The following is a 17,390-nucleotide window of genomic DNA, read 5'->3' as shown; positions in this document are numbered from 1 at the left end:
GGAATGGACTCTTTGCCGTTCGGTGCATAGGCGCAGTCGAGCAACCAGTCGATACGCTGCAATGCCAAATTAAATTCTTGACGAATCTTTCTCAGCGGATGGGTTTTCGGGACAAATTCTTCCAGGTGAACCGTGGTGAACAAAGCTTCCTGCGTAATATCTGCACCGCGCATACATTAACTCATTGTGGGGTATCGACCCGAGCATTGTACCAAAGCCAGTAAATACATGAGTCTATTTCAACAGCCTGTTAGGGCTTCGAGAACGCTCCCTAAGGCCTACGACTGAGAGTTTCTTTTATCGCCAACGCTTTTGAGTAATTGTCCGTATTACGTCATGGTTGATTCGCTCTGCAGAAACTTCTCTGCATCGCGATAGCTGTGCTGATGTCGACTTTTCCCAACGGCATTGGCTATTGAGTAGGTGGCCTTGGTGTAGTCTTATTGTCTCATGGATTTATTTTCGAAAGATTTACCCTCTGTGCAGGCGCGCAAGCCACTTTCATTGCTGGCCTGCTACCTGGACATGGTAAGGAAAATGAAAAGGCTGTAAGAGGCAACTGCGGCGTCTTGACGGGATGTTATTAAGAAGGGGCGGAACTGCAGATAAAACGCGAAAATTTCAGAAAACCCTGTCAAGAACTTTTTTCTTTTTTAGAGGGGCTGAATAGTTACGGGGGTATTTACTATTTGCTTTTCAATATCAAGCTATTAACCCGACAAGCAAATAGTTCTGTATAGCATGGCGTACTACTCCAGAAACTGCACGGTTAAATATGCAGTGTAAAAACCATTTTTCCGCCGGGTTAATATAAAAAGCAATTATCAATAGAATCAACAAAAATTTTTTTGATAAAATAATTTCTGGGTGACTTTCCGTAGTTTACGTGGGCGGGGTAAATTCGGTGTCAACTCTAGACACAGCGACTACAGAGTTCTGCCTGGAGAGCTAACACTCTTAAGTATTAGAGGGAGTGATACTTACCCCTTGTTTTGACAACTCAAGGCAGCGGCCTGGTGCGCCCGCTATCATCTATTGCCACAAACACAAACTCGCCCTCGGTGACCTTCACCTGTTCCCCGGAATCGACCCGCGTCAACCACACCTCAACCATGGTCCGGATAGAGGAGCGCCCCACCTCTATGGCTTCGGCGTAGCAGCTGACCGTGGAGCCAACCGGAACCGGGCGCAAAAACACCATGCTGCCAACCGCTACCGTGGTGACCCTGCCGCGGGCGATGCTCTGTGCCAGGATGGCACCAGCCAGGTCCATCTGTGACATCAGCCAACCGGCGAAGACATCCCCCTGGGGATTGGTGTCGCGGGGCATGGCCAGGGTTTGCAGGGCGAGTGTGCCTGTGGGTTGCGGGTTTTCATCTAGTGCTGACATCGACTGCTCATAGATCATTAGCGTTATTCGGGGCGACTGCCGGAGTGGTGGCGTATTCTAGCACAAATTGCGCAGTAATTGACCAGAGTTGATCCAAACTGTCCTGATGAAAGCGAATCAGAGCACCTCCTGGCCACTGATCAGGCGGCCGGAAGACAGATAAACAGAGCCTTACAAAGCCTCAACTTCCAGCAGGTTGTCGTCCGGATTCTTGTCGATCATCTTGATATAGGGATCGATCCCCGCAATACCCGGCTTGCCTTCCACCTCAAACTCCAGCACCGTAGTCTGCTCGCTGATCTCCTGCTTAGCGAAATAGAGCACATTGTCTGGGTTTGAGTTTTTGTCGGGATCTTCCTTGAAAAGGGCGATATCTATCCAGTTCTTTAGGGGAATCTCCTGCTCTTGCCCTTCCCCGTCAGCTTCAAACTTGTGTGCCTCCAGCTCTAACAGCACCTGATAGTTGCCATTCTCCAATAGCTCGGTGGTAGCTTTGGCAACCTTGAGGTCAAATAAAACCACTCTTTCCAGCATATCGGTGATCAGCTCCTGGTGAGACCCTTCGGCCTGCACTCGAAGTCTTGCCACCAAATCCATGCTGGTAGGATAGGGGTCACTGGAGAAAGCCTTTTCTTTCAACAGCGAAGCCAGGGCCGCATTGACGGCACTCTCACCCATAGCGTCTTTGAGCGCGTACATGGCCACAGAACCTTTGCGGTAATGGATATAGGACTGGTTTTCATTGCGAGTCAGAGGAAGCTCCTCCAGCAGTTCTGTACCCCGTGCGCTAAGGTAGCGGTCCAGTTCATACTTGAGGAAACGACGTATCTTTTCCGGGCCGTATTCCCGCTCCATCACCATCAGTGCCGAGTACTGGGCCAGGGTTTCCGAAAGCATAGTGGCGCCCTGCACATTGGCTCCGACCAACTGATGCGCCCACCACTGGTGAGCCACCTCATGGGCGGTCACGTAGAAGACGTAATCAATTTCATCCGGGTCGCGCAGGTCAGCGACAAAGCCAATGGACTCAGAGAAGGGCACAGTATTGGGGAATGCCTGTGCGAAGCTTTCATAGCCTGGGAACTCGACGATACGCAATTGGCGATACTGATAGGGGCTGAAAGCTTCGCTGAAGTACTCCAGGGACTTCTTTACACCATCGACCATCCGATCCACGTTGTAGTCGTGGGGCTTGTGATGGTAGATCTCAATTGCCACGTCCTGCCACTGGTCTTTGACCAGGGTGTAGTCCGCAGAGAGGTAAGAAAAGAAATTGAGAATTGGGGCATCCATTTTGTAATGGAAATAGTGGCGTTCCCCCTTCTGCCAGTCTTTTTGCAGGTAGCCAGGTGCCAGTGCTATTTGTCCGATCGAGGTACTGACGGTGGTTTCAAAATTGATCCAGTCAGAATCACTGCGCAGATAGGACTCACGATAGTGGTCTTTATCTTCCAGTTTGTGCATACGTTGTGGCGGGGGCAAGTCGTGCTTCTTGCGCAGATGGCGGTCGGTTAACTCAAAATTATTGTTGTAACCGATAAAGGGCAGCGCTTCGACGTTGTTAAAGAAAGTGCCGTTTTTAACAAGGGTGGTGGAGGAACCGGAATTCTTAAAACCGTGATTGACCCTACTCAGGTCAAACTCCAGCGTGAGTGATTCACCGGGCTCCAGGGGCTGAGTCAGGTCGAAGAAAAAGTGGCCGAAACGCTCATCCTTTTCGCGCAGCTTGGCGTGACTGAGGGATAATTGGTTAATGGTGAGAGCGCGATTTAACCCAATTGTTACCTCGTTGATGGGTTCATCACGTTTGTTAACCAGAAAATAACGCCCGCGCACTTCGTAACGGCGTTCATCGGGAAAGATATCCACATCCACTTTGACATCGGTGATATGTGGTGAAGGGTTGTCTTCCAGGGACTTATATTTTTTCTCGTAATCCGCTGCCAGTTGCTCGCGGTCCTTGCTGGTTTCATAGTCGTTGAGAATATTGGTGTTGTAGAAAATAAAGGCTCCACTACCAATAAACAGCAGTAAGGCTGTGGCACCAGCCAAACGGCTGGGCATCCCGAGCTGGAAGCGCAGAGCCTTAATCCGGCCCAGTAATGGGGCCAGGGCGCCTCGCTGCCAGAGGCCATAACTCAATATCGCAAGTATCAGGCTGAAGCTGGCCCAGTAAAACGCGAACCAGGCGCGGCCTTGCTCAAAGTGGCCATAGCCATTCATATCTGAGTAGGGCGCCGCATTCCGCCCAGCAAACTGATAGAGGTTGTGCTCAAAGCCCAGGCTACCGAGCACAATAGTGCTGATCAGGTAGCCTACCATCAGTAACATGCCGAGGAACTTATTGCGGGTCAGTACCTGAATAAAGATGGAGAGGATCGCCATCAGGTAGAAGGGCAGTGCGAACTGGTACCAGAGGCCGTAAAAATAGAGCCCCGGTTCCAGGGTGGTGTACCCCTTGCTCAACTGTACGGCGATAGTGGTAAACATACTGGCAATCAATATACCGGCCAGAACAACCAGCATTGCAATAAACTTGCTTGCGACAAAAATCCAGCTCGGTGCGGGTACTGCATCCATGATTTCATGACAGCCGGCCTGGCGTTCGCGCCATACCAGTTCAGCCCCGTAGTAGATCAGGATAATCATCATGATCAGACTAAAGGCACCCTGTATCAGGCTTACCATAGAGCGGGTAACGGGATATACGGAGGTGCCGAAGATCGCCTCCAGATTCAGCGAAGCGCCCAGTACGTTGAGAACACCAATAGCCAGGATTACCCAAAAGGCCAGGCTTTTCACCACAGCTTTTACTTCGAAACCGCAGCGTACCCGGAATTGCTGCCAAATAGTGGCCACGCCAAAAGTGGGGGTGACTTGCGGTAGGGGTTTACTGTAGTGAGATTCCTCTTCTGTCTGGATTTCAGTCGTGAGACGGCGCGACCAGAGTGCTTTGCGCTCGGCAAAGGAAAAGCGATTGTAACCAAATCCTATAATTAACAGGCTTGCACCCAGCCATAGTATGCGATTGGTAAGGTACTCTCCCTCTAGGGCGATCATGGAGGTATTGCGGTCGAAGGCGGTCCAGTAGCGGGTGGCGTTTTCGAAGGCAGCGAAACCGAAAGGATCTGCCAGTGCAGCTACACTGCGATAGCTGGGCTCGTCCATCATGCCCTGGCTGGTGAAATAGAGTACCAGGAAGGCAATTAGTCCAAGATAGGTGGCCATCATACTGCGAGTTACGGCTGCGAGGCTGAAAAATAACGCCGTGCAGAACAGCATGGTGGGGAGGACAAGTACGAATAGCGTCTGAAGATAATGGGAAATCTGGGTTGGGCCTAACCGTTCGGGATCGAGCCAGGGCATCCAGGAGCCAAATATCATACCTAGCGCAGACGCTGAAAATGCCAGGAAGGCGACCGCAAATGACCCAATGAAGCGCCCCAGTAAATAGTCCCGTTTGGTGACCGGGGTACTGAAGATAATACCATCCATTTTCATATCGCGATCGCGCAGTACCGGGTTAGCTGCGAATGCGGCAGTAATAAAAATACTGAACAGGCTCATGATCAGCAGGGTTTGCATGATCGCGAAAGGGGAGTTGATCAGGGTATTGCCTCCGGCACCGCCGATCTGAATATTCTCGACAGTAATAGCGCCGTACGCGAGGAGAAAAAAGACCAGACTGGTGACATAAAACACCGGCTGACGCAGTTGGTAGTAAAACTCAAATTTCGCAACAGATAAGAACATATCGATAGCCTCCTCCACTTCAGGCAGCGTTAGCCACTCGAGATTTTTCATTACTGAACAGAGTGGAGAAGTAGACATCTTCCAGGTCGGGCTGCAGCTGCTCAAACCCTTCATCTGGTTGGGAGTCTGCCAGTACATGTACTACATGGCGGCCGGCTAACAGACGGGTGGAAATCACATCGAATTTATTGCGAAACATTTCCAGCTCTGATTTGTCGACAATACGTCGCCACACACGCCCTTGCAGGTCGGAAGTCAGTTCTTCCGGCTTGCCTTGAGCGACAATTTTGCCGGCGGCGAGAATTGCCATACTGGGGCAGAGGTCGGCAACATCTTCCACGATATGGGTGGAGAGTATTACCACCACGTTTTCGCCGATTTCGCTAAGCAGGTTATGAAAGCGGTTGCGCTCCTGTGGATCGAGGCCGGCCGTAGGTTCGTCGACAATAATCAGGCGCGGATCACCGATCAGGGCCTGGGCAATGCCGAACCTCTGGCGCATACCACCGGAGTAGCCGCTCAGGTTTTTCTTACGGTCGCGGAACAAATTGGTTTGCTGCAGTAATTCAGCAACCAGCTCACGGCGCTCCTTGCGATTGCCAATACCCTTGAGCACTGCCATATGATCGAGCATATCCTCGGCGTTGATTCTTGGATAAACACCGAAATCCTGGGGTAGGTAACCCAGGATACTGCGGATTTTCTGCGGGTTTGCAGCCACATCGACCTCATCAAAAGTGATGGACCCACTGTCGGCAAATTGAAGCGTGGCAATGGTACGCATCAATGAAGATTTGCCGGCACCATTGGGGCCGAGCAATCCAAACATACCCTTGGGGATATTCAGATTGACATTGTCAAGCGCGAGCACGCCGTTTTCATAGGTCTTGGAAAGATTTGAGATTTTTAACATTTTTCAACTCGCGCGGGTTCAGCTCTAGAGGGCATACAGTTTTTAAGCTCAAAAGGTAACAGGAGGTGTCGGTAAAGAGGCAAGTATTGGGGTAGAGCGACATTTTTAAAGGGCGAAAGGTTTGAGCCTTGGTGCCCGAGGCAGAAGGTAAGCCGGATTTATCTAATTGACATACTTACGCTTATTGACAGGATGGTTGCCTGTTCTCTCAACTAACTTTGCTTGGGCCTGTTTGGCTATTGCGAAATAACGCCCGGCAACCAGGTCGCCAGAGCCGGCCACAAGGCCAGCACACAGAGCATCAGTAGCTGAATGGCGATAAACGGGATGACTCCGCGGTAGATGGCCGAGGTGGCTACAGAGCTCGGTGCCACCCCGCGCAGGTAAAAAAGCGCGAAGCCAAATGGCGGTGTCAGGAAGGAAGTCTGTAGGTTGATGGCAATCATAATCCCCAGCCACACGGGATCGACACCCATAGCCAGCAGCACGGGTCCGACGATGGGCACCACCACGAAAGTAATTTCGAAAAAGTCGAGAATAAAGCCGAGCAGGAAGATCACCAGCATCACCAGAAGGGTTGCGCCTATAACGCCCCCGGGCAGGCTGTGAAAAATGCCCGTGATCAGTTCCTCGCCACCGTAGCCGCGAAAGACCAGGGAAAACAGGGATGCGCCGATCAGTATGGCGAAGACCATGGCGGTTACCTGCAGTGTACTGCGCCCTACCGCGCCCGCCCTTGCCCAGTCCAGAGCACCGCGGCTGTATGCCAGCAGAGCGGCACCGAGGGCACCGATGGCGGCGGCTTCGGTGGGAGTGGCGATACCTGTCATAATCGAGCCCAATACCATCAGCATCAGGGTGATGGGGGGTAACAGACTGTGCAGTAATGGCCAGAGTTCGAGTGCTTCGCGTTCGCCGGGCGGGGCCGAGGCCGGTTTGCGGCGCGCAATCAGCAACAGGTAAATGATGTAGGCCGCTACCAGTAACAGACCGGGAATAATGGCGCCGATAAACAGGTCGGCGGCATTGATCGGCTTGGGGTTGAAGATGCCGGCAGACAGCTGTGCCTGCTGATAGGCATTGGAAAGGGTGTCGCCCAACAGTACCAGCGCGATTGACGGCGGGATGATTTGCCCCAGGGTACCTGTGGCACAGATGGTGCCGGTGGCGAGTGTGGGCGAATAGCCCTGCTTTAACATGGTGGGTAGAGACATCAGTCCCATGGTGACCACAGTGGCGCCGACGATACCGGTACTGGCGGCGAGGAGTGTCCCAACCACCACTACAGAGATGGCCATGCCCGCGCGCGCGCCCATAAAGACCTTGGTCAGGTTGACGAGCAGATCCTCGGCGATCTTGGCCCGCTCCAGTATGACGCCCATCAGGACAAATAGCGGCACGGCTACCAGGGTGCGGTTTCGCATAATGCCGTAGAGGCGATCGGGAAAGGCGCGCAACAGTTCCGCGTCGAAGACACCGTAGACTATACCCAGTCCTGCGGCGATAAGGGCTGTGCCGCCGAGGGTAAAGGCCACCGGATAGCCGAACATCAGCAGGGCACAGATGGCGGCAAACATCAGCAGGGGGACCAACTCGATCATACCTCGGTCTCTTCTGCCTGTTTGGGTAATACCGGCGAGATTGCAGCAGTTTTTGTCACTGCGGGTGCTTCCATCAGCTGTACCAAGGCGCGGATAAACTGGGCTGCGCCGGCCAGGGCAAGGGTGATTGCGGCCAGCGGAATCAGGCTCTTGAGCAGAAAGACCCCGGGCAGGCCGCCGGCATTGGCACTGCCTTCGAATACCCGCCAGCTGTTCAGGACAAACCGCCAGCTGCTGGTCACGAGGAAGCCGCACAGGGGCAACAAAAAGACGAGATAACCGGTGGCATTGACCCAGGCCCTGCCCCGTGGGTGCATACGGCGGTAAAAGACGTCCACACGCACATGGGTGTCGGTTTGCAGTGCATAGGCCAGTCCGAGCATAAAGGCGGCGCTGTGCAAGTAGACAACGGACTCCTGCAGGGCAATAGAGCCGCTGTCAAAGATGTGGCGCAGCACTACGATGCCGCTTTGCAGTAATACCATGGCCAGGGTAAACCAGGCGAGCAGGTGACCGGTGCGCCTGGCAAGTGCTTCCAGCACACGCGCTCCTCGCAACAGAAATGCCATAGGGGCTTCTCTCTGACATCTTATTGTTATCTCGATGCTGTGAAGGTTACCGTTTTGCCCGTTCCGGCACCAGCGGGGCAAACTCCAAGTTGTAACCTTTTTGTCATCTTTTATTCATAGAATCGTCACCCGTTGTTCCTAGCATCGCCGCGTGAAATAAAAAACACTCACTGGAGTTCCACATGAACAAGCAAATTCTGGCCACTTCCCTGGCGGCGCTGACCCTCGCCTCCGCCCAGGTGGCCATGGCGGCTCGCGACTACATCAGTATTGTCGGTTCCTCTACCGTCTACCCCTTTACCACCACGGTGGCGGAGCGTTTCAGCCGCGCGACCCAGTTCAAGACCCCGGTTGTTGAATCCACAGGCACCGGCGGCGGTATGAAACTGTTCTGCCAGGGGGTTGGCGAGAGCACTGCGGATGTCACCGGTGCCTCCCGTCGCATCAAGCAGTCCGAACTGGAGATGTGTAACAACAATGGCGTCGATGTCGTAGAGGTACAGATCGGCTACGACGGCATTGTGCTCGCCAATGCAAAAAAGCTGGCTCCGTTTGAGTTGTCCCGCAGGGACATCTTTCTGGCCCTGGGCAAGGAAGTGCCCAACCCGGATGGCTCAAAAACCCTGGTCGCCAACCCCTATAAAACCTGGAAAGACGTCAACCCGGCGCTGCCCAACCTCCGTATCGAAGTCTTGGGCCCACCCCCCACTTCCGGCACCCGTGACGCCTTTGTCGAGCTGGCCATGGAGGGGGGGTGTAAAACGTTTGGCTGGATCAAGGCCATGAAAAAAACAGACAAGAGCGCATACAAGGCGATCTGCCACAATGTGCGCGAGGATGGCGCTTACGTTGAAGCCGGTGAAAACGACAACCTGATCGTGAATAAGCTGGTCGCCAATCCCAATGCTCTGGGCATCTTCGGTTTCAGCTTCCTCGACCAGAACGCCGACAAGGTACAGGGCTCCCTGATCGAAGGGCAGGCCCCCACGTTTGACTCTATTGCCGACCAGAGCTATCCGGTATCCCGCCCATTGTTTATCTATGTGAAAAAGGCCCATGCCGATGTGGTTCCGGGCATCAGGCAGTTCCTGGCGGAATTTACCAACGCGCGCGCCTGGGGGGAAGAGGGTTACCTGGCAGACAAGGGCATGATCCCACTGCCTGAGGAGCAGCGCCAGCAGGTTGCCGCCGACGTGCGCAAGCTGAATGCGCTGGGTAATCTCGCTGCAAAATAGTTGTGCTCTGGAGTAATATGGTCAAAGGAACTTGACGGCCAAGCTCGAGAGGGCTTGGCCGTTCTTTATGCTCAGTCACATGAAAACCCAAGGAAAAGTCAGGATAATGCCCACAGCAACCCCTTACAGCAAGGTAAATTAATGCAAACCCCCACCCTGCTCGCCCTTCTGCTGCTGTTGGTACTGGCAGTCTACGGTACGGGCTTCAGCCGGGCACTGGGCGCCGCGCGCAGTCTCGGTGGCGTGCGCAACCTGGCTTCTTTGCCCAGTTACTACGGCCTGTTTGCCGCACTCTGGTGCGGCCTGCCAGCCCTGCTGCTGCTGGGGGCCTGGATCGCCTTCGACGATGCGGTTATCCGCGCGATGGTGTTGGGCAGTCTCCCCGACAAGCCCGACACGCCCTCTGGGCAAAATCTGCTCTACGCCCAAATTCAGAATCTCTCCGCCGGTCATCTGATTGGAGAAAAAACGCCTCAGTTGCAATCGGCCGCGGACTACCTCAATCGCCTGCGCCACAATTCCAGCAACTTGCAGGCTTTTTTAAGCTTGACACTGGCGGTGGGGCTGGCCGCTTTTGCCCTGTTGCGCTGCTCGCCAAAACTGTGTGCGCGGGAGAAAGTAGAAAAAGTATTGCGTGCCATTTTGGTCGCCTGCGCCTGCGCCGCCATTTTCACCACAGTGGGCATTTTGCTCTCTGTATTGTTTGAATCCCTGCGTTTTTTCCAGTCTGTACCGGTGAGCGAGTTTCTCTTTGGCCTGCACTGGAGCCCGCAGATGGCACTGCGTGCCGATCAGGTGGGCTCCAGCGGCGCTTTCGGTGCTGTGCCCCTGTTCACCGGAACCCTGATGGTGTCGGCCATTGCCATGTTTGTGGCGGTGCCTGTGGGTTTGATGGCGGCTATTTATCTGGCCGAATATGCCAGCCGGCGCGTGCGCGCGCTGGCCAAGCCCATTCTCGAAATTCTCGCGGGTGTACCCACGGTGGTATACGGCTTCTTTGCGGCCCTTACCGTGGCACCCTTCATTCGCGATCTGGCCACTTCGGTAGGGCTGCAGGCATCCAGTGAAAGCGCGCTGGCCGCCGGGTTGGTGATGGGGATTATGATTATTCCGTTTGTTTCCTCCCTGTCTGACGACGTGATCAACGCGGTGCCGCAATCTTTGCGCGACGGGGCGCTCGGGCTCGGTTCCACCCGCTCCGAAACTGTGCGCAAGGTAGTGATTCCGGCGGCTCTGCCCGGTATCGTCGGCGGTGTGTTGCTGGCGGTATCCCGCGCAATTGGCGAAACCATGATCGTGGTGATGGCGGCAGGGCTGGCGGCCAATCTCACCGCCAACCCACTGGAGTCGGTAACCACCGTTACGGTACAGATAGTGACACTGCTGGTTGGGGATCAGGAATTTGACAGTCCAAAAACCCTCGCCGCCTTTGCTCTGGGCCTGATGTTGTTTATTTCCACCCTGGTGCTCAACTTTATCGCCCTGCATGTAGTGAAAAAATACCGGGAGCAGTATGACTGATCTGACGCAGGCACAGGTTCGCGAGCGCATTGCAAAGCGTCTCGCCAGCCGCCATCGCAAGGAAAAGCTCTTCCGCGGGCTGGGCATTGCCAGTATTGCTTTTGGCGTACTCGCGGTCGTCATTCTGTTCAGCGATATTATCAGTAAGGGCAGCGGTGCCTTCATGCAGACCGCTATCCAGTTGCAGGTGCACTACGATGCGCAGGTACTCGGTATCGATACGGTGGATGACGAGAGCCTGGCCTGGGCCAACTTCTCCGGTGTGATCCGTCAGGCCCTGCGCGAGCGCTTTCCCTCGGCGACCGGCCGCAGTGCCAAGCGCGAATTGTACAGTCTGGTTTCCTCCGGCGCTCCCTTTACCCTGCGTGACCGTCTGGCCGACAATCCGAAGCTGCTCGGCGGGAGTGAGACCGTCTGGCTTGCCGCCGATGATGATGTGGACACTTTTGTCAAAAGCCTGAAGGGTTCCGAGGCGGGTTTCCGCGGTCGCACCTCGGATCAAAAAGCTGGCTGGATCGAGCAGTTGCTGGGTAGCGGCGAGCTGAAAAAGCGCTTCAATACCACTTTCTTCACCAACGGCGACTCCCGCGAGCCTGAGCAGGCGGGTATCCGTGCGGCCTTGATGGGCTCCCTTTTTACCCTGCTGGTGACGTTGACCCTATCCTTCCCTATCGGGGTGGCTGCGGCTATCTACCTGGAGGAGTATGCGCCGAAGAACCGCTGGACGGATTTAATCGAAGTGAATATCAACAACCTCGCCGCAGTGCCCTCCATCGTATTCGGTCTGCTCGGGTTGGCGATCTTTATCAATTTCTTTGAATTGCCCCGTTCGGCACCGTTGGTCGGTGGCCTGGTGCTCACCCTAATGACCCTGCCGACGATTATTATTTCCAGCCGCGCGGCGTTGAAGGCCGTTCCGCCCTCCATCCGCGAAGCCGCCATGGGCATGGGCGCCTCGCGGATGCAGGTGGTTTTCCACCATGTACTGCCCCTGGCCATGCCCGGCATGCTCACCGGTGCGATTATCGGTATGGCTCAGGCATTGGGAGAGACGGCACCTCTGTTGATGATCGGTATGGTTGCGTTTATTGTCGATGTGCCTGGCGGTATTACTGATCCGGCCACCGTGTTGCCCGTACAGATTTTCCTGTGGGCCGACAGCCCGGAGCGCGCCTTTGTGGAGCGCACCTCTGCCGCCATTATGGTGCTGCTGAGTGTGTTGATCGTAATGAATACCTGCGCGGTATTGCTTCGAAAGAAACTGGAGCGCCGCTGGTAACAGAGCGCAGAGGATCAGAGAGCGGGATTATTTATGAGTACCATGACCCTGGATGCCAGCGCACGCACTGAGGCGGCCCAAGCCGAGCTTTTGGGTGTGGAGAGTGTGGCGCATTCGGCCGAGGTGAGAAAAACCGTGGGCCGGCCTTTTATTGAGATTGCCAAATTGCGTATGCGCGATGTCAATGTATGTTATGGAGAGATCCAGGCGATTCACTCGGTAAGCCTGGATATTGGCTGCAACGAAGTGGTGGCCATGATCGGCCCATCGGGCTGCGGTAAATCTACGTTCCTGCGCTGTCTCAACCGTATGAATGACACCATTGAAGGATGCCGCGTCGAGGGTGAGCTGAGTTTGGATGGTGAACCCATTTACGGCCCCAAGGTGGATGTGGTGCCCCTGCGTGCGCGGGTGGGTATGGTGTTCCAGAAGCCCAACCCCTTCCCCAAATCCATTTACGAAAACGTCGCTTATGGTCCCAAGATTCACGGTATTGCCAGCCGCCGTGCGGAATTGGATGAGATTGTGGAAAACAGTCTGCATCGAGCCGGTCTGTGGAATGAAGTGAAGGACCGCCTGAACAAACCGGGAACCGGTCTGTCCGGTGGGCAACAGCAGCGCTTGTGTATTGCCCGTGCGATTGCGGTGAGCCCGGAGGTGATCCTGATGGACGAACCCTGTTCGGCTCTGGACCCGATTGCCACTGCGCGCATTGAGGAATTGATCGACGAGCTTAGGGCAAACTACACCATCGCCATTGTGACCCACTCCATGCAGCAGGCGGCCCGCGTCAGCCAGCGCACCGCCTACTTTCACCTCGGACATCTTGTCGAGGTCAACGATACCGAAACCGTGTTCACCAATCCCGAGCATGAATTAACCGAAGCCTATATCACCGGCCGCTTCGGCTGAGCCAGCTTTGCCCCGAGGGTTAACTATGGAAATGCACTTTGATCAGCACATCTCCCGCCAGTTCAACGAGGATCTGGAGGGTATCAAGACTGAAATGTTGGAAATGGGTGGTATGGTCGCCCGCCAGGTGGCCGACGCTGTGGATGCCCTGTCCAATGCCGACAGTCAATTGGCGGAAAAAGTCCTGCGGATCGAAGACGAAATCGACAGAAGCGAGATGGCTCTGGATGAGCACGCGACCCTGATTATTGCCAAGCGCCAGCCCGCCGCATCGGATTTGCGCATGGTGATGTCGGTAACCCGTATCGCCCGCGACCTGGAGCGCATCGGCGATGAGGCCTGCAAAGTCGCGAAAATGGCGATAGCACTGACTGACGAGGGTACCTCGCCGCGGGGCTATACTGAGATACGCCATATCGCCAACGCCGTGCGCAGGATGCTCAACGATGCCCTGGATGCTTACACCCGTTTCGATGTGGCGTCGGCCCTGCGCACCCTGGCGGAAGATGAGCAGGTGGATATGGATTACCGTACCGCAGTGCGCGAGCTGGTGACCTATATGATGGAAGACCCACGCAGTATCTCGCGGGTAATCAATGTGTTGTGGACTCTGCGCTCACTGGAGCGCATCGGCGATCACGCGAAGAATATTTGCGAGCAGGTGGTATATTTGGTGGAGGGAGCGGATATCCGACACGGGCATGAGAAAAATCTGAGGAAACCCTGAGTTCCCCCGCCCGCTGAAGAGGTCGCGCAATGCGGCCTTTTTTATTGCCGGATTTTCGCCTAAAGACGCTTTTGAGGGAAATGATGAAATATATTTTCGAGATTCGTATCAAGCAAGGCTTCACTGCCGAGGAATATGCCGAGGCCTGGGTAAGGGCGTCCAGATTAATTCAGCGGTCCCCTGGTGCCATGGGTACGGAACTTCACCGAGACATTGGTGATCCAAACAGACTGATCGCCATTGCCAGCTGGCGCAGCAAGGAAGACAGGGATGCAATGCAGGCACGGGATTCAGCCGAGATCAATACAATCATTCATAGCGTAGCGCCTTTTGTCGAGATACGTTCACTGGGCGAATTCGAAAATCCGCAGTGGGTCGTCAATGTTGAAGTTGATTTATCGTAATCAAGTAAACCTGAATACACGCTGAATAAAAGCAGAATTTTTAAAAAATCAAAGTACGCGATTCCTTGACGTTTATATAAGAAAGTTGATTTTTAACCGCTTACACGGAATTACAGGAGATTACACTTTCTATTTCAAATTTTTAATCTGCAAGGTTTGAAAATTCAACTTGACCTTCGGTTTCATTCTTCTCGCCGCAAAATTTTTATTAACTGATTTTTTGTAATTTGGTGTTGTTGCGGACAAAAAAAAATCTGCTACAATCCGCAGCCCAATTGGATCTATAGCTTATGAAGGATTTTGTCATGAGATTTAAGCTCGCTGCTCTTCCCCTGGTGCTTCTTGCGGCTGCTGCTAATGCAGAAGAATACAATTCTATTACTAAAGCCAAATACACTAATACAGATCGAGGAGAATACTTCGGTGATTTAGATCAGTTCAACCTTGACACTATTTATTATTTCGATGGTAAAGAAGCTTTGGGTCCGCTGAAGGAATTTGAATACATTAATAAGGTCAGCAACCTCTCAGCTGGGGTCTATCATTTTGATATAGGCAGTTTTGATGATGATATCTTTTCTGTAGGTGGTGAGTACTTTGCAGACAATGGCTTGGTTCTGGGTGCACACTTAAGGGATGTCGGTGGCAACAATGTGGATACCCTGTCAATTGGGTATCTCTTTACACCTGATTTTTTGATCACTGTGAATCATGTCGATAATGCCAGCGGCAATGATTTTTCAGTAAACGCACGCTATAACCACCAATTGAATGCAACGGATTATATTGGGTTTACTCTCAATGTGGATGAAGGGCTTAATAATCGCACCCTGTCCTCAAAATACTTCACTCACTTGGGCGGCGAGCAGTACCTGACAGCAGAGCTGACTTACGTAAGTCGTGATGTAGGCGATGAATACCCGGGGTTAAACGATGACTTCTGGGAGTTGGGTACTGAGTACTTCTTTACCCAGCGCACTTCTATAGGTTTTACTTTCGATGAGAATGATCAGTATAGTTTGGGTATGAATCACTTCTTCAATCGTAATTTCGCCGTTGAAGCTGCTTATACTTCATATACGGACAGTGATTTCGACTCCGATATATACCAGGTAGGTTTGACAGTACAGTTTTAAGTTGGACTACAAAAGGGCTATCAAAAGTAGCCCTTTTTTGGCTTATTTCCTTAAGAGCAATTAAGTTTTACTTGCCAACGCCTGCATCCGTGCCTGCGCCTTAGAGCCGATCTCCCCGCCCGCCGTGGCAGCCGTTTGGTAGTGCTTGTAAGCAGTCTGGGGGTTGCCTTGTTGCTCGTAGATTTCGCCCAGGTAGTAGTGGGCATAAGCGGTATCCAGGTAACGCAGTGAGCGGCTTAAATCCCGCTCCGCCGAAACATAATCCTTGAGCGCTGCACTGGCGACTCCGCGCTTTAACCAGTGGGAAAACAAAGTGGGGTTTTTCTGCACGGCGCGGTCGTAGGCCTTGTGGGCTTTTGCGTACTGCTTCTTCTGCGCCAGCAGGTCGCCCTCCAGGGCAAAGAAGGTCGCTTCCTTGGGCTGTTGCTGCTGTGCCTTGCGCACAAGACGGAGGGCACTGTCGTATTGCTGCTTACCTGCCGCCTGCAGAGCCTGATCGTAATGCTTGTAGGCGGCGGCATCACGCTTTAGCTGGGCTATTGCCTTTTGATAGGCATCCCGATTGGTAACCCCCCCTGTTGGCAGAGATTGACTGTGCTCGATATTGGCGCTGACGCGGAACTGCGAGGGCGGGTGGCTGGCAAAAAGTGCATCCAGGCCATTGGCCTGGCGGCCTTTGGACAGCGCGACAAACTTGCGCTGCAGGCGTACCGCACCCTGGGGATCATAGCCGGCCGCGGCCATGTATTGCATACCGTATTTATCCGACTGCAGCTCATTGCTGCGACCGTAACGTGCAATATAGGCAGAGCCGCCCAACTGGCTGCCGGTGGAGATCAGGTCGGCGTAGGCGGTATCTTTTGTTGCTGCCCCCAGAGCAGCGAGCCCGGCGCCCAGTACCTGCTGCTGGGACAGGGCAGTGGCCGAATGCCGCGCCGCAGCGTGAACGATCTCGTGGCTGAGAACGGCGGCCAGCTCGGCTTCGTCCTCCAGCAGTACCAGAAGACCGCGGTTAATGGCGATTTTTCCGCCGGGCAGGGCCCAGGCATTGGGTACGGCATTGTTCAGTACCACGAATGCATAGGGCAGTTGTGGCTGGTCTGAAGCCCGTGCCAGTTTTTGCCCCACCTTGTTCACATAGTCCTGCAGGTGGGGATCAATCGTGTATTGGCCGCCCTGTTGTTGCTGATTGATGGGGTATTGCTGCTGTCCCAGGCGCAGTTCCTGTTGAACGGAGATCAGCGAGAGCTGCTTTTCCCCGGTGACCGGGTTCACAGCGCAACCACTGGCGAATACAGCTGCTATCAGCGCTGCATTGGCGATGCAGGCGAAGAAACGTGGGGTTCGCGGGATCATTGCCTGCCTCTCTGTATAATGCCGGGTGTTCCAAGATCACCCATTGTACACAGTCTGGGAAAAGAGAGGCTATGACGGCACTTCAGGTAATCGAGTTATTCGCAGGTACCAATACCGATGGCGAGCCGGTGGTGGAGCGCCTGCAGGTGCGGGTCAATGAGGCGGGCTGTTGTCAGCTGGTGCGCTCCCCGGCCTTTGTTAAAGGCATCGCCAGTGGTGATCGTATCAAGGTGGATAAGGACACTCAGCAGTTTGAATTGATCAGGCGCTCGGGCAACCTGGCGATCCGGGTATTCTGCCGCACGGACAGCGCAGACTTGTCAGATCGGCTGACTCCGCAGCTGGAAAAGCTGGGTGGTGAACTGGACCTTGAACAGCCTCGGCTGCTGGTGTACAGCATTCATGTCAGCTGTGGCTTCGACAAAATTGAGAAAATCCTCAACAATGTCTGTGACGGAGCTGACAGTGTCTGGTATTACGGCAATGTCTACGATCCCAAGGATGGTCAGACGCCGCTGAACTGGTGGCAGGATATTCTAAAACCCGAGTAGGTCCGCAAGCCGGCAGGGTCTTCGCTCCCGGGGCTGAATGCGC

General features: G+C 54.0%; 14 protein-coding genes and 1 pseudogene. 8 read left to right on the top strand and 7 right to left on the bottom strand.

Annotation, left to right across the window (positions count from 1 at the left end; all coding sequences use genetic code 11):
• The 6 genes and pseudogenes from Q1A48_RS08150 to Q1A48_RS08125 form a co-directional block, all read right to left on the bottom strand.
• Positions 1-173, bottom strand: a pseudogene (locus tag Q1A48_RS08150) (IS5/IS1182 family transposase); the annotation flags it as partial.
• 827 nt (positions 174-1,000) lie between these two features.
• Positions 1,001-1,390 (bottom strand): acyl-CoA thioesterase, encoded by a 390-nt coding sequence (locus tag Q1A48_RS08145; protein WP_299943256.1) that lies wholly within the window; start codon positions 1,388-1,390, stop codon positions 1,001-1,003.
• 171 nt (positions 1,391-1,561) lie between these two features.
• Positions 1,562-5,194, bottom strand: a complete 3,633-nt coding sequence (locus tag Q1A48_RS08140) for an ABC transporter permease subunit (RefSeq protein ID WP_299943253.1) — start codon at positions 5,192-5,194, stop codon at positions 1,562-1,564.
• A complete protein-coding gene (locus tag Q1A48_RS08135; RefSeq protein ID WP_299943250.1) occupies positions 5,163-6,056 on the bottom strand; it encodes an ABC transporter ATP-binding protein in 894 nt (297 codons plus the stop codon). Before Q1A48_RS08135 ends, Q1A48_RS08140 begins: the two co-directional genes overlap by 32 nt.
• Positions 6,057-6,292: 236 nt before the next feature.
• Positions 6,293-7,657, bottom strand: coding sequence for a TRAP transporter large permease subunit (locus Q1A48_RS08130; protein ID WP_299943248.1), 1,365 nt, complete (start codon positions 7,655-7,657; stop codon positions 6,293-6,295).
• The gene (locus Q1A48_RS08125) at positions 7,654-8,226 is read right to left on the bottom strand and encodes a TRAP transporter small permease subunit (protein WP_299943246.1); all 573 of its coding nucleotides are present in this window, start codon (positions 8,224-8,226) and stop codon (positions 7,654-7,656) included. Before Q1A48_RS08125 ends, Q1A48_RS08130 begins: the two co-directional genes overlap by 4 nt.
• 182 nt (positions 8,227-8,408) lie before the next feature.
• Between Q1A48_RS08125 and Q1A48_RS08120 the strand changes: the two genes are divergently transcribed.
• The 7 genes from Q1A48_RS08120 (at position 8,409) to Q1A48_RS08090 (ending at position 15,440) form a co-directional block, all read left to right on the top strand.
• Positions 8,409-9,461: a PstS family phosphate ABC transporter substrate-binding protein gene (locus Q1A48_RS08120; RefSeq protein WP_299943244.1), complete on the top strand. Its 1,053-nt coding sequence runs from the start codon at positions 8,409-8,411 to the stop codon at positions 9,459-9,461.
• Positions 9,462-9,602: 141 nt separating this feature from the next.
• A complete protein-coding gene (pstC, locus tag Q1A48_RS08115; protein ID WP_299943242.1) occupies positions 9,603-10,982 on the top strand; it encodes a phosphate ABC transporter permease subunit PstC in 1,380 nt (459 codons plus the stop codon).
• A complete protein-coding gene (gene pstA / locus Q1A48_RS08110) occupies positions 10,975-12,261 on the top strand; it encodes a phosphate ABC transporter permease PstA (protein WP_299943241.1) in 1,287 nt (428 codons plus the stop codon). Before pstC ends, pstA begins: the two co-directional genes overlap by 8 nt.
• Positions 12,262-12,432: 171 nt before the next feature.
• Entirely contained in the window at positions 12,433-13,173 is a 741-nt protein-coding gene (gene pstB / locus Q1A48_RS08105) for a phosphate ABC transporter ATP-binding protein PstB (protein WP_299943267.1), read from the top strand.
• A 25-nt stretch (positions 13,174-13,198) separates the two neighbouring features.
• Positions 13,199-13,900, top strand: coding sequence for a phosphate signaling complex protein PhoU (phoU, locus tag Q1A48_RS08100; protein ID WP_299943239.1), 702 nt, complete (start codon positions 13,199-13,201; stop codon positions 13,898-13,900).
• A 29-nt stretch (positions 13,901-13,929) separates the two neighbouring features.
• Positions 13,930-14,304: an antibiotic biosynthesis monooxygenase family protein gene (locus Q1A48_RS08095; RefSeq protein WP_299943236.1), complete on the top strand. Its 375-nt coding sequence runs from the start codon at positions 13,930-13,932 to the stop codon at positions 14,302-14,304.
• 305 nt (positions 14,305-14,609) lie between these two features.
• Complete coding sequence (locus tag Q1A48_RS08090; RefSeq protein WP_299943233.1) at positions 14,610-15,440, top strand: putative porin; 831 nt, start codon at positions 14,610-14,612, stop codon at positions 15,438-15,440.
• A gap of 60 nt (positions 15,441-15,500) precedes the next feature.
• Here Q1A48_RS08090 and Q1A48_RS08085 read toward each other — a convergent pair whose 3' ends face one another.
• The gene (locus tag Q1A48_RS08085) at positions 15,501-16,796 is read right to left on the bottom strand and encodes a M48 family metalloprotease (RefSeq protein WP_299943231.1); all 1,296 of its coding nucleotides are present in this window, start codon (positions 16,794-16,796) and stop codon (positions 15,501-15,503) included.
• A gap of 71 nt (positions 16,797-16,867) precedes the next feature.
• On the opposite strand from Q1A48_RS08085, the gene Q1A48_RS08080 reads away from it, so the two are divergent.
• Positions 16,868-17,347, top strand: a complete 480-nt coding sequence (locus Q1A48_RS08080; protein WP_299943228.1) for a DUF4265 domain-containing protein — start codon at positions 16,868-16,870, stop codon at positions 17,345-17,347.
• The last annotated feature ends 43 nt before the right edge of the window (positions 17,348-17,390 follow it).

The organism is uncultured Microbulbifer sp., from assembly GCF_947489355.1.
GTDB lineage: Bacteria > Pseudomonadota > Gammaproteobacteria > Pseudomonadales > Cellvibrionaceae > Microbulbifer.
This window is presented reverse-complemented; position numbering and strand designations above follow the sequence as displayed.